Here is a 19,346-nt window from a genome sequence, read left to right on the forward strand (position 1 = left end):
ACTCGTGTCAGAGGTTCGTCGTCGAATCGTCGAGTCGGTCCGGGGACTGCGTGGCGACGGCCGCGGCTGGATTCTCGCGAGCATCGCGTCCGGCTGGCTGCTCACGCTCGGCCTGCGCTTCCTCGTTCCCGCAGTCATTCCGCAGGTGAAGGAGACGTTCGTCGTGGACAACGCGACGGCGGGTATCGCGGTGACGGTGGTGTGGGCGTTCTACGCGCTCACGCAGTTCCCCGCTGGCCTCATCACGGACCGCATCGGGGAGCGAACGGCGCTCGCGGGGAGTCTCGCGATGAGCGCCGCGAGCCTGGCGTTCCTCGCGAGCGCACCAGTGTTCGCGGTGTTCCTCGTGGGCGCGGCGCTGTTCGGCATCGGCTCCGGGTTCTACGGGCCGGCGCGCGGCACCGCGCTCTCGCGGGCGTTCCCGGCTCGCGCGGGCGCGGCGTTCGGCATCACGCTCGCCGCGGGGAGTTTCGGCTCCGCCGTCCTCCCGCTGGTCGCGGGCGTCGCGGTGGACGAACTCGGGTGGCGCATGCTCGTCGGCGGCGCGGTCCCGCTGTTCCTCGCCGTTTCCGTGCTCGCCTACCGCGTCCTTCCGGAGCCGATCGACGAGTACGCGGAGACTACCATCGACACCGGCCCGACGTTCACGCTCCGGGAGGCGGTCCGCCGCGTTCCGGACGCCGTCCGCGACCGCGACGTGGTGCTCGCCATCCTCGGATTGACGTTCTACCTGTTCGCGTTCCAGGGACTGACCGCGTTCCTCCCGACCTACCTCGTGGACGTGGAGGGAATCGGGCAGGGCGTCGCTTCCGGCGTGTTCGCGCTGCTGTTCGTCGGCGGCGGTCTCACCCAGCTCGCCGCGGGGTCGCTCTCCGACCGATACGGTACCGTGCCCGTGCTCGTCGTCGCCGCAGGATTCGGCGCGCTCACGCTGTTCGCGGTGCCGTTCGTCGACTCGCTCGCGGCGTGGGCGGTGCTCTCCTTCCTCCTCGGCACGCGAATGGGTATCGCGCCGGTCGCGAACTCCTCGGTCATCGCGGCGCTCCCGACGGACGCGCAGGGCGCGTCCTGGGGGTTCCTGCGGACGTGTTTCTTCCTCGTGAGCGCGACCGGGTCGGCGTTCGTCGGCGCGATGGCGGACGCCGACCTCTTCGACGAGTCATTCCTCGTGCTCGGCGTGCTGACCGCGTGCGCCGCGGTCTGCTTCCAGCGCCTCGGCGCGACACGGTAAAAGAAGAAAGGGTCCGTCTGCCGGTTACTGTCTGCCGAGCGTCGCGCGGAGGCGGTTGACCGCGCGCTCGACGAGACTGCGGGCGGTCTCTTCTTCGATGTCGTGTGCGGTGGCGTCGCCGCCCGTGAGCCGTCTGCTTCCGGCAGTGTCGTACACGACGGACGCGAGCCCCCAGCGTCGCTGGAAGATAGACTGGGATTCGATGACGGTCTGGAGGCGGTAGTAGGGGACGACCGTGGTGGAGCGCGACCAGAACCCGCCGCGGGTGACGGCGTACTCGTCGCCTTCCGCGTGGCCGAGGTGGAGCCAGCGGTAGTGGCCACCGGCGACCGCGACCGGGAACAGGAGGAGGGAGAGCCACCAGTAGGGCAGCCCCCAGAGAGTGCTCGCGGCGAACGCGGACGCGGTGACGATGCCGGCGAGGATGCCGTATCGGCCGATGTATCGCCGACGGGCGCGCCGGGGCGGGCGTTCGACCGCGACCTCGTCGAACGGTTCGAGGGTGCGCGCGAGCGCCAGCGCGTCCTCTCTGGGCGCGAACGGCACGGCCGCTTCGGAGCCGCCGGAGGGCGTGTCGCCGGGCGCGTACCCGGCGGTCTCGACCGCGAGCGTGGCGTAGCCGACGCGGCGCATCAGGACGTTCTCGGTGAGGGAGACGGACTGGAGTTTGTCGAGCGGAATCGTGCCCGTGTAGCGCTTGAGGAGGCCGCGCTCGTACCGGAGGTCGTCGCCCTCCCGACGCAAGCGGAAGCCGTAGAACCGAACGAACCGGATTGCCGCGCTCGCGATCCAGAGCGCGAGGAGGACGGCGAGTGCGCCGACGCCGACCACGAAGACGAGGAGCGCGGCGCCGAGGCCTGACGCGGCGTCGCTGAACCCGAGCGTCGCGATGACGGGACCGAGGAGGGGAAAGAGGACGGCGAGGCCGGACGCGACCCGCGCGTCGAAGGAGAGGAAGCTGTACGCGAGCAGCGACCGGTCGTCCAGTTCGTACAGAACGTCCCCCATGTCTTCGCCCTCGGTGTCGGCGGTTTCGCCGGCTTTCAGGCGGCGTATTTCGGTCTGGAGGCGTTCCGCTTCCTCGGCGCTCACGCACTCCAGTTTCGCCTCGGTGCTCCCGCCGCCAGCGGTTTCGACGCTGAGCGTGGCGATGCCGAGCGCGCGCTGGAGGACGTTCCGCGTCACGTCCACGTTCTGCACGCGACGCAGGGGGATTTCGCGCTCGCGGCGGCTGAGCACGCCGGAGTCGATGTCGAGCGTGTCGCCCGCGAGCTCGTACGAGAACCGCTGGTAGTAGGCGTACTGGTAGGCGAGCACGAGGACGGCGAGCGCGACCGCGCCGACGAGGACGAACGGCCAGAACTCGGCGAACGTGCCGCCGGAGGTCGCGGCGACGCCGATGACGGCCGCCCAGCCGAACCGTACGCCGCGGTCGACGACGCGGTACGGGACGCTGAACGGGTGGAGTTTCATACTGCGTCCTCGGGTTCGCTCTCGATTGCGAGTTCGCGAAGCGACGCCTGCAGTTCGTCGGCGCGCTCCGGCGTCAGTCCGGGAATCGAGACGTCCGCGCCGCGGCTTCCGGCGGTGTAGACGACGACCGAGGAGAGGCCGACGAGTCGTTCGAGGGGGCCGCGCTGGGTGTCGACGTGCTGGACGCGGACGTACGGGACGACAGTCCGCACTCGCGTGATGACGCCGCGCTGGAGGAACAGCGTGTCCTCGCGGACTTCGAACCGGAAGACCCTGTACCGGAGCACAGCGAACACGACGCCGATAGCGCCGACGAGCAGGAAGACGGCGACGCCGTAGAGCGGCGTGAACCACGGGAAGTCGCTCGTGTCCGCGAACAGCGCGATGCCGGCAACGATACCGCCGAGAACGAGCGCGGTGACGAGCGCGCCGACCGCCCAGACGAGTCGCACGCGGGGATTCAGGCGTTCCATATCAGTTGGGGGAACGCCTGCGGTGAAAAAGCCTCTAGTCGTCGCCGAGGATGACGCGGTGCGTCATCGCCTCCGGGTCGAGCACTTCGTCCGCCTCCTCCTCGGTGAGGTAGCCGCGTTCGAGCACGACCTCCCGCACCGTCTTGTCCTCCTTGAGCGCGGCCTTCGCGACCTCGCTCGCCTTGTCGTAGCCGATTGCGGGATTGAGCGCGGTGGCGAGCGCCATCGACTGCTCGACTTGGGTCTCGCAGTGCTCCTCGTTCGCTTCGAGTTTCGCGACGAACTTCGTGGCGAACGTCTCGCTCCCGTTCGCGACGAGCGCCGCGGAGTCGAGGAAGTTCTGCGCGAGAATCGGCTTGTAGAGGTTCAGGTCGATCTGGCCCTCCGCGGCGCCCGCGCCGACCGCGGCGTCGTTCCCGACGACCTGCTTGTGCACCTGGTTCACGGCTTCAGCGACGACCGGGTTTATCTTCCCGGGCATGATGGACGAGCCGGGCTGGTTCTCCGGCTGTTCGAGTTCGCCGAGGCCGTTCCGGGGGCCGCTTGCGAGCAGGCGGAGGTCGTTCGCTATCTTGTTCAGGCTGCCGGCGACGGTCTTGAGCGCGCCGTGCGCCTCGCTCATCGCGTCGTGTGCGGCCTGCGCCTCGAAGTGGTTGTCCGCCTCGCGGAACTGGATACCCGTCTCCTCGCTGATGTAGTCCGCGGCGGTCGTCGGGAACTCGGGGTGCGTGTTGAGCCCCGTGCCGACCGCGGTCCCGCCGAGCGCGAGTTCGCGCAGGTGCGGCTTCACGTTCTCCACGCGCGCCAGGCCCTTCTCTATCTGCGCGCGATACCCGCCGAACTCCTGGCCGAGGCGGACGGGCGTCGCGTCCTGCAGGTGCGTGCGCCCCGTCTTCACGATGTCGTCGAACTCGTCTTCTTTCGCTTCGAGTTCGCTCACGAGCGTTTCGAGCGCGGGCTGGACGTCCTCCACGAGCGCCGAAAGCGCGGCGACGTGCATCGCGGTCGGAATCACGTCGTTCGAGGACTGCCCGAAGTTCACGTGGTCGTTCGGGTGAATCTCGCGCGTCCCGATTTCGCCGCCGTAAATCTCGGTCGCGCGGTTCGCGATGACCTCGTTCGCGTTCATGTTCGACGAGGTACCGGACCCGGTCTGGAACACGTCCACGGGGAACTGGTCGTCGTGCTCGCCCGCGATGACCTCCTCCGCGGCCTCGATGATAGCGTCAGCTTTGTCCTCGGGAATCGTTCCGAGGTCGCGGTTCGCCTGCGCCGCCGCCTTCTTCACGACGCCAAGCGCGTGCACGAACCGCGGCTTGAACGTCTCTCCGCTGATGGGGAAGTTCTCCACCGCGCGCTGGGTTTGCGCGCCCCAGTACGCGTCCGCCGGCACCTCCATCTCTCCGAGACTGTCCTCCTCGACGCGGTAATCGTCTGCCATACGCGGGGGGTCGTCGCGGACAGCGTAAAACCCACCGGAACCGCGCGCGCTCGCCGCGGCCTACGGTTCGAAGAACTCGGAGCTGGCTTCCTCGTCGAGGAACGTGGTGACGTTCTTCACGAGGTCGGTCTGTTCGGTGAAGTGGTGTTCGTCGACGGAGATGGCGAGTCCTTCGCCCTCGGAGATGGGGAAGTTCATCTCGACGGATTCGGTGAAGTAGGTGATGCTGCAGCGGAGGTCGCCGCAGCGCTCCGCGAACACGTCGTTGATGTAGTCGCGGTGGAGGGTTTCGAGACGCATCTCCTCGACGGCGGCCGCCACGTCTTCGGGCGTGTACCGGTGTTCCACGTCCTCCCGGAGGTACCAGAGCGCGTACTCGTCCGTGGTGTACGCGACGACCGACCGCAGCGTCTCGCCGACCCGGTCGTGGAGTCGGTCCACCAGGCGCTCGCCGAAGTCGTCGCGATGGACGTAGGTCGTCTCGGCCATGACTCGTGATAGCACGCGACGCGACAAAGGAATGGCGGCCCGCTGACACCAGGCTACGCGTCGTACTCTTCGGGAGTGTAGGTCTTCAGTTCCAGCGCGTGGATGTCCCGCGTCATCTTCCCGTCGAGCGCGTCGTACACCAGCTGGTGTTGGTCCACGAGAGAGAGCCCCTCGAACGCGGGCGACACCACCACCGCGCCGAGGTGGTCGTCGTCCTGCGGGCCGCGCGTGCGCGAGACCTCCGCGTCCGCGTCCTCGATGTTCGACTCGATGAGCGCCTCGATTTCGGAGAGGTCCATGGAGGCAGAAGGAAGGTCGCGAGGAAAAACCGCCCGGTCGTGGAACCCCGCGGCGAATCACACGGATTTTTGACAGTCCATCGAATCGACCCGGACATGCTCGAAGCCCTCCGACGCGTCCTCCGCGCGCTCGTCCGGCCACGAGCGATGTTCGGCGATTCGCGCTCGGTGCCGTTCCGCGTGGGCCTCGCCGTCGTCGTCCTGTTGTGCGCGCTGAACGCCGCGGGCGTGCTGTACGCGTCCGGCGTCGTCGCCGACGCGACTACCGGAAGCGTCCAGATTGACAACCCCGCACGGCCGGCCGAGACAGTCTGTGAGGACGCGCAGTCGCCCGGCGACTTCTTCTACGAGTACCACCACGAAACGTGCAAAAACGAACCCGCGACCGTCCAGCAACCGCTCGCCAGCTACGCCGCGGACACGATATCAGACCTCGTGTTCGCCGCGTTCCTCGTTCCGTTCGCGGTCTGGGCGGTCGTGAGCGGCCTCATTCACTTGCTCATCGGCGGAGCGACGGCGGACGACTACGACGACCGCGTGCGGTTCTCGGTCGTTCTCGCCGTCACGGCCATCGGACTCGTGCCGGCCGCGCTCCGCTACGCCGCGCGCCCGCTCCTCGTCGAAATGGAGACGGCGACTCTCACGCCGGCGAGCATCGAGGCGGCGCGCTCGCTCGCCGCCGACGCGCTGACGCCGAACTCACCCGTCTGGCTCGCGCTCGTCGCCGCGACCGCTGCGTGGACCGCGGTCGTCTGGTGGCGGTCCTGGCAGACCGCGTTCGGCGTGTCGTCGCGGCGCGCCGGCACCGTCGCCGCTGTCGCGGGCGCGTGCTTCCTCGTTCCGGCCGTCGCCCCAGTCCAGTTCGCTGGTTCGGTCGGCGCACTCGGCATCCTCCTCGTCGCGGTCGGTATTCCGGCGCTCGCGTTCCCGCGCGGCCTCGAACGCCTCGACCTCGCGCTCGACCTCATCGGAACACGGGGCGGCGAGCGCGTGGAACCGAAGCCGTGGCGGGTCGCCCTCCAGCAGCTCTCCGGGCTCGTGATGGTCGCCGTCGGAACAGTCCTCCTCGGCGGGCTAGCGCTCGCCTAAGTCCACTGGTCGAGGCCCGTCTGCACCATCGACTCCTCGATACGGTCGAACGCGGTTTCGACCTCGCTCGCGGGTATCTCCCACTCCTCGCAGACGTAGTCGCGGGCGGCGCTCACGTCCGGGTCGACGTCGAGGTCGAGCGCGTAGTCGTCGGTCACGTCCGGGTCGAGGAAGAGGGTGCGGATGCGGTCCGCGTGCTCGATGTACGCGTCGTCGGCGTCGAGGACGCCCCAGAGGTCGCCGTGTTCCTTCACGGACTTCAGGGCGGTCTTCGGGCCGTAGCCGCTGATGCCGTCGTTGAAGTCGGTGCCGCAGAGGATGGCGATGTCCACGAGTTGCTCCCACGTGATGTCGTGCTCGTTGAGCGTGGCCTGGAAGTCCATCAGTTCGGGGTCGCCCTTCGAGGTGAGTTGGCGGAGCGTGTACGGCGCGCCGAACAGCACCGTGTCGTAGTCGTCGCTCCCCGCGTAATCGATGTCGTCGTCCACGCGGGCCATGTACGCGGCCTGCGCCTCGCCCTCCGCAGGCGCTTCGACTTGCGGCACGCCGAGGATGTCGAGCAGGTCGCGCGTGGTCTCGTGAATCGTGTCGGTGAGCCGCTGCGTCCGGGATTCGAGGCGCGCGACCGCGACCGCGTCCCCCGCCTCGCGCGCTTCTTCCAGTTGTTCCTCGTACTTCTCGCGTTGTTCGCGGCGCTCCGCGATTTCGTCGTCCTTGAGTTCGGTGACGCCGCCGTCCCAGACGAACACGGGCGTGAGGTCGTTCTCGAAGAACTTCGGGAGCCCCTTCACGACCCCGAGGAGGTTCGCCACCTCGGTCCCCTGGCTCGTGGTGTAGACGGAGTCGCTCGTCCACTTCACGGTCGTGGTGAGGTACTTGTAGAGCCAGTTGTGCGCGTCCACGGCGACCGCGTCCCCGTCGAGGTCGGCGACCGCGACTTCCTCGATGGCGGCGAGCTGCCGCAGGTCCGAGAGTCCCATTACTCGTGCTTAGACGCGTTCGACGTTAAGGCTTCGTCACGCCCCAGTCAGCGGAGGCCGACGGCGAGGAGGACGAGGCCGACGAGGATGGTGGCAGCGCCCGCGCCGCGCTGGACGAGCACGGCTTCGCGGTCGGTGAGGTCGTCGTCGCCGTCGTACATCGCGTTCTCGGGCCGGAAGACGAGGTCCGGTTTCAGGAGCGCCGCGGTGCCCGTGGCGAGCGCGAGCACGCCGAGCACGAGGAAGACGGGGTTCATGCGTGGTGGTAGGGGTGAGCGCGCGCTTCAGGCTGGCGGTTCCCGCGGGTCGGGCGCGCCGGCGTCGAGTTTCTCCGCGACGAACGCGGCTTCCTCGTCGGCGAGGTCGCGCTCCCGGTACGCGCGGAGGCCGGCGCGGTAATCGGCGTCTGCGGGCGCGGGATGCGCGAGCACGAGTTCCGCGAGCCCGGTTCGGTCGCCCGTCCAGCCGAACCCGGCCTTGTGGAGCGCGTGGTACGCGAACGGATTGTTGACGGCGATGTGGACGGTGGGAAAACGCTCGTGCAGGCGGTCTGTCGCGAACGCGCAGAGCCGCGGGCCGATTCCGCGGCCGCGGTAGTCCTCGCGGACGGTGACGTACCGCAGCCACCCCACAGAGTCGTCGGTTCGGTCGGCGTTGAACGACACCGCGCCCACCACGTCGCCGTCGTCGCGCGCGACCGCTTTCCCCGTGTTCGACATGACGAACTTCCCGGCGTACGCGAAGCGCTGCCAGTCGAGGCGCAGCGTGGGTTCATCGGCGGGCCAGCCGAGGACGTCGAACTCCATGCTCGTGGCTGGGGCGGCGGACGCTTATGTCGCACGCCCGCGACTCCACGGGTGTGCACGACGTTCCGTACTTCGACGCGTTCGCGCCGGTGTACGACTTGGTGATGCCGGCTGCGGAGCGCGCGCCGCTCACGGCCGGCCTCGCGAACGCCGAGCGGGACGTGGAGCGCGTGCTCGACCTCGGCGGCGGAACCGGGCGGGCCGCTCGCGCGCTCGGCGGGGCGACCGTCGTGGACGCCTCCCGCGGAATGCTCGAACGCGCTGCTGCGGACGACCTTCCCGTAGTTCAGGGCGACGTAGGCGCGCTCCCGGTTCGGTCGGACGCCGCGGACGCGGCAGTGGTCGTGGACGCGCTCCACCACTTCCCGGACGTTCCCGCGGCGCTCTCCGAGGCCGCGCGCGTCCTCCGTCCGGGCGGCGTGCTCGTGGTTCGCGAGTTCGACCCATCGACAGTTCGGGGACGGCTGCTCGAAGCGGCCGAGCACGCGATTCGGTTCGACTCCACGTTCTACGCGCCGGACGCTCTTCAGAATCTGCTGGCGGACGCGGGATTCGCGGCGCACGTCGTCGAGCGCGGGTTCGCGTACACGGTGGCGGGCGTTCGAGAGCAGAGGAGCGAATAGGGAGGGCGTCGAAGCGCGAGGTATGTTCGAGTTCGACCGGCGGACGGTTCGGCGGTTCGCCGCGGGCGACGTGCTCGCGGTGTTCGCGTTCGTGACTGTGGGCGAGTACCAGCACAATCCGTTCCTCTTCCAGCCGTCGCAGGCGGGCGACCTTGCGGTCCAGCTCGCGGGTGCGGCGGTGCCGTTCCTCGCGGGCTGGCTGGTGGGGTCGTGGGCGCTTGGCGCGTACGGCGGGCGCGTGACCGACTCGTGGCTTCGCCTTGGCGGCGCGACGGTCGGCGGCTGGCTCGTCGCGGACGTCATCGGGCAACTCCTGCGGAGTACGGCGTTTTTCCCGGGTGACGCGTCCCCGGTGTTCTTCGCGGTCACGGCGACGTTCGGGGCGTTGTTCCTGCTGGCGTGGCGAGTGGCCGCGACAACCGTGCTCGACTCATAAGTTATGGGTCAGTAATCGATTAGCCACGCTTCACCTGTGGGAAACACTTATATGACTATCTCGCATAGTATACATCATATTATGAGTGAGTATTACGACGTCATCCTCGGCATCATCCCGCTCGCGTTCCTGGGTACCATCGGCGGCTTCAGCTTCTCCGGTTTCTCCCTCACCACCGCCGTCACCGCCGCAGGCCTCGTTGGCGTCGCGCTCGTCGGTCACGCCCTCTTCGTCAACGGCCCCGTCGACAGCACGTCCACGCCGGACGCGCCCGCCACGACGCCCGCCACCGGAGCGCCCGCCGCACAGAACGTCTCCGGTGCGATGAACGCGCCCGTCGACGCCGAATAGTCCCTCAACGCTTTTCCTCCCGCCGCGCGAACTCGCAGACGTGACTGACGCACGCTACCTCGCGAGCGACGACGTATCCGACCTCGCGACACCCGCAGACTACGTCGAGGCCGTGCGAGACGCCTACCGCCAGCGCGGCGAGGGCGCGCCCGCCGAACCGCGCACGAAACTCGTGAACGGCGACCCGCCCGGGATGTTCACGACGTACGCCGCCGTCCTCCCGGACACGGGCGCGATGGGCGGCTACATGTACAGCGCGGGGTTCGGCGAGCGCGACGCGTGGTTCATGACGCCGCTGTTCGACGCCGACTCCGGCGAACCGCTCGCGCTCATCGACGGCGCGAGCATGAATCCCTTCAAGACCGGTGCGACGGGCGCGGTGGGCGTGGACGCGCTCGCGCGCCACGACGCCACCTCCGTCGCGGTCATCGGGAGCGGCGCGCAGGCGCGCGGCCAGCTCCGCTGCACCGCCACCGTCCGCGACCTCGAAACCGTCTGGGTGTACTCCCCGACCAAGGAACACAGAGAAGAGTTCGCGGGTGAGATGAACACCGCACTCGACGCGTCCGTGGCCGCGGTCGCGTCCCCGGACGCAGCCATCGAGGAGGCGGACATCGTCATCACCGCGACGAACGCCGCCGAACCGGTGTTCGACGGCGACCACCTCGAACCCGGGACGCACGTCACCGCGATGGGGCAGTACAACCCGAACAAGCGCGAACTCGACGCGACGACCATCGAGCGCGCGACCTACGTGCCCGACCTCCGCGACCGCGCGACGAAGGACGCCGGCTCGTTCCTCCACGCGCTCGATGAAGGCGTTGTCACTGAGGACCACATCCACGCCGAACTGGGTGACGTCATCGCCGGGACCGCCGACGGTCGGACGAGCGACGACGAAATCACGGTGTTCGACTCCGGCGGCACCGGTATCGAGACGGCCGCCGCTGCCTACCTATTGTACGAGCGCGCGGAAGAAGCGGGTCGCGGAACGACCATCGATATCTCGCCCGCGAGCGAAGCGCTGACGGGGGAGTAACTACTCGTCGCGGCCGCGGACGCGGTCGACGCGCTCTATCACGCCGACGCTCTTCTCGCCGACGATGGCGCCGACGAGGCCGCCGACCGCGCCGCCCGTGCTGGCGGTGTTCCGACCGAGCAGTCCGCCGAGCCCGGCGCCGACGGCGGCACCGATGGCTGCGTACTTCGCACGACTCACGGCCCTGTTGATTCGGGACTTCATGTTTCTATGTAGGAGGCGAGGACACAAAAACCTCGTCGCCGACTACAGCGCGACCGGGAGCGCGCTGTCCAGACTGGAAAGTGGCGAGGATGAGTCCTAGAGGTAGTCCGCGATGCCGAGCGCGACATCGAGAGGAACGCCGGCGAACAGCGCGCCGACGAGGTAGCCGAGGATGGCGCCGCCGTTGAGCAGTGGGAGGCCGGCGTGCGCTTCGCCCGCCAAAACCTCGCGGAGGAGGACGACGAGGCCGACGAGGGTTCCGGCGGCGGCGGTGAGAGCGGGGATGGGGACGCCGAGGATGGCGTCGGCGTCGAGGAAGAACGCGGCGCTCGCGACGAGAATCGTCGGCATGACGGCGTCGCCCAGTCCGATGAAGAGGGCGTCGCGTTCGCCGTCATCGTCGTCGCCGGCGGCGCCGGGCGTGCTGTCGTCCCGGAAGGAGTAGTCGAGGCGGGTGGGGACGACGAAGAGGATGGGGACGTTGAGGTCCATCACGCCCTCGGCGAGCGTGAGCATGTGTTTGGTGCGGTAGACGCTGATGGCGTCGTAGACGGCGAGGCCGACGAGCAGGATGAGCGCGGGGAGGACGCCGAAACTCACGCCGAACAGGGCTGCCGCGCCCATGCCCATGACGACGCCGGTGGCGTCGATGACGTACCACTCGGGGTAGACGAGCAGGCCGAGCACGACGAGCGCGGCCGCGCCGCCGCCGGCGAGTGCTCCGCCGACGACGCTGAACACGTAGTAGGTGACGAGCGCGCCGGTGGCGATGATGACGTACCGGATGGCTTGCTGTTTGCCGTACTTGATGACGGCGAGCATCACGGCGGTCGCGACGAGCAGCAGGCCGATGTAGAGGACGCTGTTGAGCGGGTTCGTGGGGTCCTCGATGGTCTGGTAGCGTTCGAAGGGCTCGACGAGCGCGAGCGCGCCCGCCTGGACGAGCACGAAGAGGAGGACGGTCGCTGCACCCGCGAGGAGGGCACGCGTGCGCTGCTTCATGTCGGCACAGAGACGGCCGGGGGTTTTCGTCGTTCCGACTTATCGCAGGTAGAGTGTCTCCCCGAGGAGCGCGGGGAGGTGGGCGTCGCCCGTCGGCGTGACCGCGAGGTAGGGGCGGTCGGTCGGACCGAACACGTCCACGACGCGACCCACGTCGTCCAGCGAGGAGTCGACGACGGTCGCGCCGATGTCGGGGTGGTCGTCGTCCTCGCAGCGGACGATGGCGAGGCCTTGCGCGGTCCTGGTGACGGTGCCTGCGCGCCGCATTACTCGCGGAGCGCCGTGACGTACGCGCCGACGGCCTGCAGGAGGTCGGACTTCCCGGCGTCGTCGGCGTTCTCGACGAGCACGCGGCCGCGTTCGCGCCAGCTCTCCCGACTGTACGCCTTGTCTCGTTCGATGACGGCGTCGTACCCGACCTGTCCAACGGCCTTCGCTATCTCGTCGACGGTCGGGTCGGGGACCGCGAGGCTCTCGGGGACCCGCCGCCCCTCGGTGCGCGAGCACTCGCTGTCGAGGTAGGCGGGATAGATGACGTTCTCGACCATACGAAAACGAAGTCGACGGGGCGGTTAAACCCTGTTGAACCTAGCGACGGCGGGCGACGACGAGCGCGCCGGCGAGTGCGGCGAGTGCGGCGAGCACGCCGAACCCGGGCGTGCTACCTTCGGCGTTGGTGGTCGTCGTGGTCGCTGCGCTCGTAGTCGTCGTGCTTGGTCCGGTCATCGTGCCGGACGAAGTCGTCGTGGTCGTCGTGCTGTTCACGGACTCCCACGCGTCGGGGTGGAGGGCCTTCGTGATGTTCACGAGCGGGTAGACGACGCGGGGGGCGGGCTGGCTGAGGTAGTTACCGTTCACGACGACAATGTTCCCGTTCTGGTAGGCCTGCGTCTGCTTGAGGGCGTCCGTCGCGACGGATTCGAGGGCTTCGGTTCCGGTGGGCGTCTCGTTCACCATCGCGGGCGTGTAGCTCGCGAGCAGCCACTCGGGGTTCTGCTGGAGGACGAACTCGCCGGAGACGCCGCTCGCGGTCGCGCCGGAGAAGTCACCGTTGAGGATGATGTTGTGCGCGCCGGCGGTGTTCATGATGTCCGTGATGAACGACGTGGGGCCGGGCGCGTATCCGCTCCCCATCGGGTAGTGCATCGACTTCGCCTCGACCTCGTCGGTCGCGGCTTTCACTTTTTGCACCTGGTTCTGCATCCACGTCACAGTCTCGTTCGCGCCTTCACAGTTCCCGACGAGCTTGCCGGTGAGCCGGGTCTTCTCGTAGATGTCCTGGAAGCTCGTGGCGGCGTCGAACTTGAAGACGGTCGTGCCGTTCTGCCGGAGTTTTTCGGCAGCGCTGTCCTCTTGGATGTTCGCGAGCAGGACGAGGTCGGGGTCCTGTGCGAGCACTTTCTCGACGTTCGCGTACCCGAAGTCGGTCGCGACGTTCGGCACGTCCGCGGCGCCGTCGAGGTAGGTCGTGTAGGGGCTCTTCCAGATGCCGACGACCTTCTCGCGCGCGCCGATTTCCCACATCGTCTGGGTGCCGCTGGCACCGACGACGACGACGCGCTCGGGTTCATCGGAGACTGTGACGTCGGTTCCGGTGGCGTCCGTCGCGGTGAACGGATAGCCACACGTGGCGTTCGTGGCGTCGTCCTGGGCGGCGACGGTGCCGCCGAGGGCCGGAACGCCCGCGGTTGCGAGCAGTACGACCAGCACTACGGTGAAGAGGCGTCTGTGCACGTCATCCCGTCCACGCTTGTTCAATAAATATTTACCTAACCCAACCCTGGTTGTTCTCGTATGCCTGCCGCCCGCGCCAGAGTCGTCTCCGCGACGCTCGCCCTCGCCGCCCTCACAGTGGCGAGCATCGTCGCAAGCGCGACCCTCGGTCCGATATCCATCCCGCCCGCCGAGGTCGCGCAGGCCATCCTGAACGCGGTCGTCGTCCCCGCCGGCGTCACCGCCACCGCCGGCTTCCCATTCCTCGACGTGACGTGGGCGCACGTCTTCCACTTCGACGTCCCCGACCCCTACCCGTTCGTCGTCGTGAACCTCCGCCTCCCCCGCATCGTCCTCGGCGCCGCGGTCGGGTTCGCGCTCGCCGTCGCCGGCACCGTCATGCAGGGCTTCTTCCGGAACCCGATGGCCGACCCCTCCATCATCGGCGTCTCCTCCGGCGCCGCGGCCGCCGCCGTCGCCCTCATCGTCCTCCCGCTCACCGTCCCCGGCGGCATCCCCGCCGCGGCGTTCATCGGCGCGCTCGCCGCCGCCTTCTTCGTCTACCTCATCGCCACCCAGAACGGCCACACGCCCGTCGCCACCCTCCTCCTCGCCGGCGTCGCCGTCCAGACCTTCCTCGGGTCCGTCGTGAGTCTCCTGATGGTGCGCTCCGACCAGCACAGCCTCCAGCGCGCCATCCACTGGCTCATGGGCAGCCTCGCCGACACCGACTGGAGCGAAGTCTCCCTCGTCGTCCCCGTCGCGTTGCTCGGCGGCCTCGTCCTCTACGGGTACAGCCGCGAACTCAACCTCCTCCTCCTCAGCGAGGAGGACGCCCACTCGCTCGGCGTCGAAGTCGAACGCACCAAACGCCTCCTGCTCGCCGTCGCCAGCGTCGTCACCGGCGCGGCCGTCATGTACGCCGGCGTCATCGGGTTTGTGGGGCTTATCGTCCCGCACGTCCTCCGCCTCGTCGTCGGCCCCGACCACCGGATTCTCCTCCCGACGAGCGCATTCGCCGGCGCGACCTTCCTCGTGCTCGCCGACACACTCGCCCGCGTCGGCGTAGACGGGCTCCCGCTGGGCGCGCTCGGCGTCACCGGCGTGTTCGGCGGCGGCCTCCCCGTCGGCGTCATCACGTCCTTCCTCGGCGCGCCCTTCTTCCTCTACCTCCTCCGGAAACGCGAGGTGCACGAGCTGTGAGACTCGATATCGACGCCATCGAGCAGTCCTTCGGCGACCTCCGGGTGTTGGACGGCGTGACCGCCACCGTCGAGGAGGGGTCGCTCGTCGGCCTCGTCGGCCCGAACGGCGCGGGGAAGACGACGCTCCTCCGAACCATCACCGGCGGTTTGACGCCGGACGCCGGAACCGTGTACGCGGGCGATACCGCCGTCCACGACCTCTCCTCCCGCGCAGCGAGCAAGCGCATCGCCGTCGTCCCCCAAGAGACCACCATCTCCTTCGACTTCACCGTCCGCGACGTGGTGGAGATGGGACGCCACCCCCACCAGGCGCGGTTCGGCGCTGACCCCGACCCGGACATCGTCGAGCAGGCGATGGAACGCACGGAAGTCGCGCAGTTCGCGGAGCGCTCCATCACCGCGGTGAGCGGCGGGGAGCGAAAGCGCGTACTCCTCGCTCGCGCGCTCGCGCAGGACGCCCCGATTCTCCTGCTCGACGAACCGACCGCCGGCCTCGACGTGAACCACCAGATACGCACGCTGGACCTCGTCTCCGGCCTCGTCGCCGAGGGGCGAACGGCGCTCGCGGCCATCCACGACCTCGACCTCGCCGCCCGGTACTGCGACGCGCTGCTCGTGCTCTCAGAGGGCGGCGTTCTCGCGTACGGCCCGCCCGAGGACGTGTTGACGACGGGGACGCTCCGGGAGGCGTTCGACGCGCGCACCGCGGTGAGCGAGAACCCGGTCACGGGGTCGCCCTCGGTGACGCCGCTCTCCGAACGCGCCGACGACCGCCCGGAGACCGTGCACGTGCTCGGGGGCGGCGGGACGGCGGCCGCGCTCGTCCGGCAGCTCGCGGACGCCGGCTTCCGCGTGACGGCCGGCCCCGTCGTCGCCGGGGACGCCGACCATCGGGCGGCGCGCGCGCTCGCCGCGGACTGCGTGACCGTCGAGCCGTTCGCGAGCGTCGACGGCGACGCGTTCGAGGACGCCCGCGCGCTCGTCGCCGAGGCGGACGCGACCGTCGTTTCGAGCGACGCACTCGGTCTCGGGCGGAACCGCGAACTGCTGGCGGGCCGCGTGCTCGTCGCGGGCGAGACGACCGCGCTCGACGCGCCGCACGCGCCCGCCGACCAAGTCGTCGCCGCGGTGCGCAACGGCGAACCGAGCCGCCCCGGAGCGACCGGCGTCCGAACCGATTAGTCGCGGAGCCGGGCGACGATTCTGTGGTAGCCGGGGAACGGCAGCACGGACTCCGGCGGAATCCGGTGGCCGAGCACGTACGCGACGCCGGCGAGAACGCCACCGGCGGCGGCGTCTACGGGCCAATGCATTCCGAGGTAGACCGTCGAGACGACGATGACGGCGGCGGCCGCGCCCGCGGCGCGCGCGTACCCGCGGGTCGTCTTCCGGGCGTACAGCGCCGCGAGCACCGAGAGGCCGGTGTGGAGGCTCGGGAACGCTTTCAGCATCGAGTCCGTCGCGAGCATTCCCGCCTCGACTTCGGGCGTGACGAACACGAGCGGGTCGACGTTCGCGGGCGGGTAGAGCGCGGGGATGGAGACCGGCGTGAGGAGGAAGAACGGCGTGGCGAGCAGGACGACGAGGACGTAGGAGACGGCGTATCGGCGCGCCGCCCGCTCGGACGCGTACGACTTCAGGACGAGGTACGTCAGGGGAACGAGCACGGGGAAGACGACGAGGTAGAACCCGGCGAGCGCCCACGTGAGCGGCGGGCTGGCGACCGACTGAACTCCGGCTACCAGTCCGCCGTCCAACGCGTAGACGGCGTCCGTGTACGTCCGGGCGACGTGGTTCGCCTCGGCGAGCGAGGGGAGGCGGTCGGCGACGAGCCAGGCGACCCCGAGGTACTTCCAGTCGGTCCGGAGGAACTCGCGAACGTACCACGTCGGCCGCCGCGGGAGGAGGACGGCCGCGGCGAACAGGAGACCGAGCGCCGTCGCCGCGGTGACAGCGACGAGGTACTCGTCCGCGGGCGAGAGCGGGAGCATCCGTTACTCGTGGGAGGGCGGCCCGACAGATATGTTACTTTTCATCCGCCCACAGAGTAAAGCCGGCGGCGTTCCCAGGGCGGATATGAGACGCGTCACGGTTCTCGTCGTCGTGTTGTTCGTCGCGGCGGTCGCGCCAGTGACGGGTGGCGTCGCCGGCGCGACCGGGCCGGGAGCAACCGCATCCGCCGCGTCGCCCGCGTCGCCCTCGCCGGCCGCGACGCAGTCGACGGACGAACTCGTGCGAACCACCACGCTCCGCCTGACCCCGAACGACCCGGGAACCGTTGAGGCGGTCGTGGCGTACGACACGCCGTCGAACCTCGCGTCGCTCACGGTGAATGCGCAGACGGGAACGGTGGCGTCGACGAACGGCTTCACGGAGACGGAGAGCGGCCTTCAGTGGGACGAGGAGACCGCGAACCCGTCGTTTACGCTCTCCGTCGAGGTGAACCAGACTATCTCCGGGTCGCGCGCGCTCCCCGGTGAGGTGCACGCGACACCGCGAGCCGATGCGGCGCAGGAGTCCGGCGGGTACTCGTTCGTGGACGTGGGCGAGTGGGCGATACTGCCCGTCCCCCAGTTCTCCTCGCAGTGGACGTGGTACGGGAGCGGGAGCGTGACGCTCTCCTCCTCGGTCGTCGTCGCGGGTGAGGGCGCAGTCGGCGGCACCATCGCCTACCTCGGCCCGGAGACGACGTACTCGGCGACCGGAAACGGTCAGGAGTTCCGGCTCGTCGTCCCGGCCGCGGCGTCGCTCGCCGAGTCGCCCGACGACGTGCTCGCGTCGCTCACGAAGGCCTCGGCACTCCTCCAGGTCGGCGACCGCGACGAGCACGTGATGACCATCGCCGCGCCGACGAGCGTGAACTGGGGGCCGGCCGGCCTGGAGTACGGCGGGAGCGACTCCTGGGTGCTCGCGGACAGACGCCTCGACACGGCGGGGAACGTCTGGCTCCACGAGTACGTGCACACGCGTCAGGACTTCTCGACGACGAGCGCAACCCAGTGGGTGACGGAGGCGACCGCGGAGTACTACGGCGCGCTCCTCACGCTCCAGCAGGGCCGCATCGGGTTCGACGCGTTCGCGGACCACCTCGACCGCGGGACGCGGTCGCCGTACGCGAGCGCCGTGCTCGCGAACCCCTACACGTGGACATACGCGAACTACGTGAAGGGACCGCTCGTCTACGGGAACGTCGACCGCGCGATTCGAGTTGTGTCGAACGGCGAGCACACGGCGATGGACGTGCTCGGGCGGCTGAACGTGGATAGTGACGGCACGGTGACGCAGTCGGAGTTCCTGGCGGCCATCGCGGCCGCGGGGTCGGACGACGTGGCGACGTACGCACAGCGGTACACGCAGACCCGCGGCGTCCCGGACATGTGGACTCGGACGGCGCACGTGGAGGCGTTCGAGGGACCGGTCGCGCAACTGGTGGCGTCGGTGCCGAGCGACGGCGTGCGGGTCACCGGCCCGTACCGGAACACCACGACCGGGAGCGTTCCGACGCTCGTGACGGGCGAGACGGCCGCTATCTCCGTCGGGGTGACGAACGAGGGCGGTGCTGACGGGTCGTTCACCGCAGCGCTCAGCGGCGCAGACAGCACGCTCGACACCGCTGAGGTGTCCGTCGCGCCCGGGGAGACACGGCAGGTGACTCTGTCGGGAACGTTCGCCGAACCGGGCGAGTACACGCTGACGTACGGCTACGAGACGCGAACGATACAGGTTCGAGCGCCGGCCTCACCGAACGCTACCGTCGGCGTGGACGCCACCACGGTCGCGCCCGGTGACGCGGTTCGGGTGTCGCTGGACGCGTCGAACCCCGCGGACTATCCGGCGAACGCGACGTATCCAGTCGTTGTTGACGGAGAAACAGTAGGAACCTGGACGGCCGCGCTCGGCCCGAACGAGACCGCGTCCTTCGAGACGACGGTGACGTTCGAGGAAACCGGCTCGCACACTATCCAGGTCGGCGACCGCACGTTCACCGTCGTCGCGGATGAGACGCCGAAGAGCGAGTCTACCGGAAGCACGCCCGGATTCGGTGTCGCCGCCGCGCTCGTGAGCGTGCTGCTCGCGCTCGCCGTCGCGGTCCGCCGCCGTTAGACGGTCGCGACGACGGCGTACGTGACGCCGGTGATGGCGGCCGCGGCGACGAGAGAAAGTGCAGTGAGTTCGACGGCGTGTCGGCGATCGCGGCGGCGCGCGTCCGCGCCGTTCACGCTCCCGCGGTCGCCGCCGAAGGAGAACGCGCCCCGCCACGCGAGGCGCACGCAGAACGATTCGCGGCCCTGGACGTACCACTCGACGCCGACCGCGAGCGGCGCGAACGCGCCGAGCACGAGAACGGCGGGCGTCGAGCTTATCGAAACGACGAGGACGTAGGCGGCGGCGAGCGCGAACGCGGCGTACGCCACTCGGTAGCGGCGGCGGCGCTCTCGCTCCCCGATGTTGCACGTCCCTGGAACGTACTCGCTCATACAGACACGTAGTC

The 19,346-nt window shown here is 69.3% G+C and carries 24 protein-coding genes; 9 read left to right on the top strand and 15 right to left on the bottom strand.

Annotation, left to right across the window (positions count from 1 at the left end):
- Window positions 1-4 precede the first annotated feature (4 nt).
- A complete protein-coding gene (locus ACOZ4O_RS02590) occupies window positions 5-1,231 on the top strand; it encodes an MFS transporter (protein WP_424523753.1) in 1,227 nt (408 codons plus the stop codon).
- Between the two features lie 24 nt (window positions 1,232-1,255).
- On the opposite strand, the gene ACOZ4O_RS02595 is transcribed toward ACOZ4O_RS02590, so the two are convergent.
- The 5 genes from ACOZ4O_RS02595 to ACOZ4O_RS02615 are packed head-to-tail and all read right to left on the bottom strand — an operon-like array spanning window position 1,256 to window position 5,406.
- Window positions 1,256-2,704, bottom strand: a complete 1,449-nt coding sequence (locus ACOZ4O_RS02595) for a PH domain-containing protein (RefSeq protein WP_424523754.1) — start codon at window positions 2,702-2,704, stop codon at window positions 1,256-1,258.
- Entirely contained in the window at window positions 2,701-3,177 is a 477-nt protein-coding gene (locus tag ACOZ4O_RS02600) for a PH domain-containing protein (protein WP_424523755.1), read from the bottom strand. The genes ACOZ4O_RS02595 and ACOZ4O_RS02600 overlap by 4 nt, the downstream gene beginning before the upstream one ends.
- 34 nt (window positions 3,178-3,211) lie before the next feature.
- The gene (locus tag ACOZ4O_RS02605) at window positions 3,212-4,618 is read right to left on the bottom strand and encodes a class II fumarate hydratase (protein ID WP_424523756.1); all 1,407 of its coding nucleotides are present in this window, start codon (window positions 4,616-4,618) and stop codon (window positions 3,212-3,214) included.
- A 60-nt stretch (window positions 4,619-4,678) separates the two neighbouring features.
- On the bottom strand, window positions 4,679-5,107 hold the full coding sequence (locus ACOZ4O_RS02610; RefSeq protein WP_424523757.1) for a hypothetical protein: 429 nt from the start codon (window positions 5,105-5,107) through the stop codon (window positions 4,679-4,681).
- A gap of 53 nt (window positions 5,108-5,160) precedes the next feature.
- Window positions 5,161-5,406 carry a BolA family protein gene (locus tag ACOZ4O_RS02615; protein WP_424523758.1) on the bottom strand — a complete coding sequence of 82 codons (246 nt, stop codon included), beginning with the start codon at window positions 5,404-5,406 and terminating at the stop codon, window positions 5,161-5,163.
- A gap of 96 nt (window positions 5,407-5,502) precedes the next feature.
- Here ACOZ4O_RS02615 and ACOZ4O_RS02620 point away from each other — a divergent pair, with 96 nt between their 5' ends.
- Window positions 5,503-6,495 (top strand): hypothetical protein, encoded by a 993-nt coding sequence (locus ACOZ4O_RS02620; protein WP_424523759.1) that lies wholly within the window; start codon window positions 5,503-5,505, stop codon window positions 6,493-6,495.
- Here the strand turns inward: ACOZ4O_RS02620 and fen are convergent.
- From fen to ACOZ4O_RS02635, 3 genes are read right to left on the bottom strand one after another with little or no spacing between them, the layout of a single operon-like run.
- Complete coding sequence (gene fen, locus ACOZ4O_RS02625) at window positions 6,492-7,475, bottom strand: flap endonuclease-1 (protein ID WP_424523760.1); 984 nt, start codon at window positions 7,473-7,475, stop codon at window positions 6,492-6,494. The two genes, ACOZ4O_RS02620 and fen, sit on opposite strands and share 4 nt — an antisense overlap.
- 47 nt (window positions 7,476-7,522) lie before the next feature.
- A complete protein-coding gene (locus ACOZ4O_RS02630; protein ID WP_424523761.1) occupies window positions 7,523-7,732 on the bottom strand; it encodes a hypothetical protein in 210 nt (69 codons plus the stop codon).
- A 27-nt stretch (window positions 7,733-7,759) separates the two neighbouring features.
- Complete coding sequence (locus ACOZ4O_RS02635; RefSeq protein WP_424523762.1) at window positions 7,760-8,281, bottom strand: GNAT family N-acetyltransferase; 522 nt, start codon at window positions 8,279-8,281, stop codon at window positions 7,760-7,762.
- A 53-nt stretch (window positions 8,282-8,334) separates the two neighbouring features.
- On the opposite strand from ACOZ4O_RS02635, the gene ACOZ4O_RS02640 reads away from it, so the two are divergent.
- From ACOZ4O_RS02640 to ACOZ4O_RS02655, 4 genes are all read left to right on the top strand, one after another.
- Window positions 8,335-8,904 carry a class I SAM-dependent methyltransferase gene (locus ACOZ4O_RS02640; RefSeq protein WP_424523763.1) on the top strand — a complete coding sequence of 190 codons (570 nt, stop codon included), beginning with the start codon at window positions 8,335-8,337 and terminating at the stop codon, window positions 8,902-8,904.
- A 22-nt stretch (window positions 8,905-8,926) separates the two neighbouring features.
- Window positions 8,927-9,340, top strand: a complete 414-nt coding sequence (locus ACOZ4O_RS02645) for a DUF3054 domain-containing protein (protein WP_424523764.1) — start codon at window positions 8,927-8,929, stop codon at window positions 9,338-9,340.
- Window positions 9,341-9,421: 81 nt separating this feature from the next.
- Complete coding sequence (locus ACOZ4O_RS02650) at window positions 9,422-9,691, top strand: hypothetical protein (protein WP_424523765.1); 270 nt, start codon at window positions 9,422-9,424, stop codon at window positions 9,689-9,691.
- Between the two features lie 40 nt (window positions 9,692-9,731).
- Complete coding sequence (locus ACOZ4O_RS02655; RefSeq protein WP_424523766.1) at window positions 9,732-10,730, top strand: ornithine cyclodeaminase family protein; 999 nt, start codon at window positions 9,732-9,734, stop codon at window positions 10,728-10,730.
- Here ACOZ4O_RS02655 and ACOZ4O_RS02660 read toward each other — a convergent pair whose 3' ends face one another.
- The 5 genes from ACOZ4O_RS02660 to ACOZ4O_RS02680 all read right to left on the bottom strand — a co-directional run bounded on the left by ACOZ4O_RS02660 (window position 10,731) and on the right by ACOZ4O_RS02680 (window position 13,670).
- Entirely contained in the window at window positions 10,731-10,934 is a 204-nt protein-coding gene (locus ACOZ4O_RS02660) for a hypothetical protein (RefSeq protein ID WP_424523767.1), read from the bottom strand.
- Window positions 10,935-11,030: 96 nt separating this feature from the next.
- Window positions 11,031-11,936 carry a presenilin family intramembrane aspartyl protease PSH gene (locus ACOZ4O_RS02665; RefSeq protein ID WP_424523768.1) on the bottom strand — a complete coding sequence of 302 codons (906 nt, stop codon included), beginning with the start codon at window positions 11,934-11,936 and terminating at the stop codon, window positions 11,031-11,033.
- 39 nt (window positions 11,937-11,975) lie between these two features.
- Window positions 11,976-12,203: an H/ACA ribonucleoprotein complex subunit GAR1 gene (locus ACOZ4O_RS02670; RefSeq protein ID WP_424523769.1), complete on the bottom strand. Its 228-nt coding sequence runs from the start codon at window positions 12,201-12,203 to the stop codon at window positions 11,976-11,978.
- Window positions 12,203-12,484, bottom strand: coding sequence for a signal recognition particle subunit SRP19 (gene srp19, locus ACOZ4O_RS02675; RefSeq protein ID WP_424523770.1), 282 nt, complete (start codon window positions 12,482-12,484; stop codon window positions 12,203-12,205). Before srp19 ends, ACOZ4O_RS02670 begins: the two co-directional genes overlap by 1 nt.
- A 40-nt stretch (window positions 12,485-12,524) precedes the next feature.
- Window positions 12,525-13,670 carry a PGF-CTERM-anchored ABC transporter substrate-binding protein gene (locus ACOZ4O_RS02680; protein WP_424523771.1) on the bottom strand — a complete coding sequence of 382 codons (1,146 nt, stop codon included), beginning with the start codon at window positions 13,668-13,670 and terminating at the stop codon, window positions 12,525-12,527.
- Window positions 13,671-13,730: 60 nt separating this feature from the next.
- Between ACOZ4O_RS02680 and btuC the strand changes: the two genes are divergently transcribed.
- Both btuC and ACOZ4O_RS02690 read left to right on the top strand, forming a co-directional pair.
- Window positions 13,731-14,852, top strand: coding sequence for a vitamin B12 ABC transporter permease BtuC (gene btuC, locus ACOZ4O_RS02685; protein ID WP_424523772.1), 1,122 nt, complete (start codon window positions 13,731-13,733; stop codon window positions 14,850-14,852).
- Window positions 14,849-16,036: an ATP-binding cassette domain-containing protein gene (locus ACOZ4O_RS02690; protein ID WP_424523773.1), complete on the top strand. Its 1,188-nt coding sequence runs from the start codon at window positions 14,849-14,851 to the stop codon at window positions 16,034-16,036. Before btuC ends, ACOZ4O_RS02690 begins: the two co-directional genes overlap by 4 nt.
- Here the strand turns inward: ACOZ4O_RS02690 and ACOZ4O_RS02695 are convergent.
- A complete protein-coding gene (locus ACOZ4O_RS02695) occupies window positions 16,033-16,845 on the bottom strand; it encodes a phosphatase PAP2 family protein (RefSeq protein WP_424523774.1) in 813 nt (270 codons plus the stop codon). The genes ACOZ4O_RS02690 and ACOZ4O_RS02695 overlap by 4 nt on opposite strands.
- A gap of 85 nt (window positions 16,846-16,930) precedes the next feature.
- Here ACOZ4O_RS02695 and ACOZ4O_RS02700 point away from each other — a divergent pair, with 85 nt between their 5' ends.
- Window positions 16,931-18,958 carry a CARDB domain-containing protein gene (locus tag ACOZ4O_RS02700; RefSeq protein ID WP_424523775.1) on the top strand — a complete coding sequence of 676 codons (2,028 nt, stop codon included), beginning with the start codon at window positions 16,931-16,933 and terminating at the stop codon, window positions 18,956-18,958.
- Here the strand turns inward: ACOZ4O_RS02700 and ACOZ4O_RS02705 are convergent.
- Window positions 18,955-19,332 (bottom strand): hypothetical protein, encoded by a 378-nt coding sequence (locus ACOZ4O_RS02705; RefSeq protein ID WP_424523776.1) that lies wholly within the window; start codon window positions 19,330-19,332, stop codon window positions 18,955-18,957. The genes ACOZ4O_RS02700 and ACOZ4O_RS02705 overlap by 4 nt on opposite strands.
- Window positions 19,333-19,346 lie beyond the last annotated feature (14 nt).

The organism is Salarchaeum japonicum, assembly GCF_049705945.1.
Lineage (GTDB): Archaea > Halobacteriota > Halobacteria > Halobacteriales > Halobacteriaceae > Salarchaeum > Salarchaeum japonicum_A.

Excerpts from the sequence above, each read along its gene's own strand:
- fen (WP_424523760.1), bottom strand. The coding sequence starts at position 7,475 with ATGGGACTCTCGGACCTGCGGCAGCTCGCCGCCATCGAGGAAGTCGCG.
- ACOZ4O_RS02665 (WP_424523768.1), bottom strand. The coding sequence starts at position 11,936 with ATGAAGCAGCGCACGCGTGCCCTCCTCGCGGGTGCAGCGACCGTCCTC.
- ACOZ4O_RS02700 (WP_424523775.1), top strand. The coding sequence starts at position 16,931 with ATGAGACGCGTCACGGTTCTCGTCGTCGTGTTGTTCGTCGCGGCGGTC.
- ACOZ4O_RS02600 (WP_424523755.1), bottom strand. The coding sequence starts at position 3,177 with ATGGAACGCCTGAATCCCCGCGTGCGACTCGTCTGGGCGGTCGGCGCG.
- ACOZ4O_RS02705 (WP_424523776.1), bottom strand. The coding sequence starts at position 19,332 with ATGAGCGAGTACGTTCCAGGGACGTGCAACATCGGGGAGCGAGAGCGC.
- ACOZ4O_RS02645 (WP_424523764.1), top strand. The coding sequence starts at position 8,927 with ATGTTCGAGTTCGACCGGCGGACGGTTCGGCGGTTCGCCGCGGGCGAC.
- ACOZ4O_RS02610 (WP_424523757.1), bottom strand. The coding sequence starts at position 5,107 with ATGGCCGAGACGACCTACGTCCATCGCGACGACTTCGGCGAGCGCCTG.
- ACOZ4O_RS02615 (WP_424523758.1), bottom strand. The coding sequence starts at position 5,406 with ATGGACCTCTCCGAAATCGAGGCGCTCATCGAGTCGAACATCGAGGAC.
- ACOZ4O_RS02670 (WP_424523769.1), bottom strand. The coding sequence starts at position 12,203 with ATGCGGCGCGCAGGCACCGTCACCAGGACCGCGCAAGGCCTCGCCATC.
- btuC (WP_424523772.1), top strand. The coding sequence starts at position 13,731 with ATGCCTGCCGCCCGCGCCAGAGTCGTCTCCGCGACGCTCGCCCTCGCC.
- ACOZ4O_RS02595 (WP_424523754.1), bottom strand. The coding sequence starts at position 2,704 with ATGAAACTCCACCCGTTCAGCGTCCCGTACCGCGTCGTCGACCGCGGC.
- ACOZ4O_RS02660 (WP_424523767.1), bottom strand. The coding sequence starts at position 10,934 with ATGAAGTCCCGAATCAACAGGGCCGTGAGTCGTGCGAAGTACGCAGCC.
- ACOZ4O_RS02695 (WP_424523774.1), bottom strand. The coding sequence starts at position 16,845 with ATGCTCCCGCTCTCGCCCGCGGACGAGTACCTCGTCGCTGTCACCGCG.
- ACOZ4O_RS02635 (WP_424523762.1), bottom strand. The coding sequence starts at position 8,281 with ATGGAGTTCGACGTCCTCGGCTGGCCCGCCGATGAACCCACGCTGCGC.
- ACOZ4O_RS02650 (WP_424523765.1), top strand. The coding sequence starts at position 9,422 with ATGAGTGAGTATTACGACGTCATCCTCGGCATCATCCCGCTCGCGTTC.
- ACOZ4O_RS02620 (WP_424523759.1), top strand. The coding sequence starts at position 5,503 with ATGCTCGAAGCCCTCCGACGCGTCCTCCGCGCGCTCGTCCGGCCACGA.
- ACOZ4O_RS02630 (WP_424523761.1), bottom strand. The coding sequence starts at position 7,732 with ATGAACCCCGTCTTCCTCGTGCTCGGCGTGCTCGCGCTCGCCACGGGC.
- srp19 (WP_424523770.1), bottom strand. The coding sequence starts at position 12,484 with ATGGTCGAGAACGTCATCTATCCCGCCTACCTCGACAGCGAGTGCTCG.
- ACOZ4O_RS02605 (WP_424523756.1), bottom strand. The coding sequence starts at position 4,618 with ATGGCAGACGATTACCGCGTCGAGGAGGACAGTCTCGGAGAGATGGAG.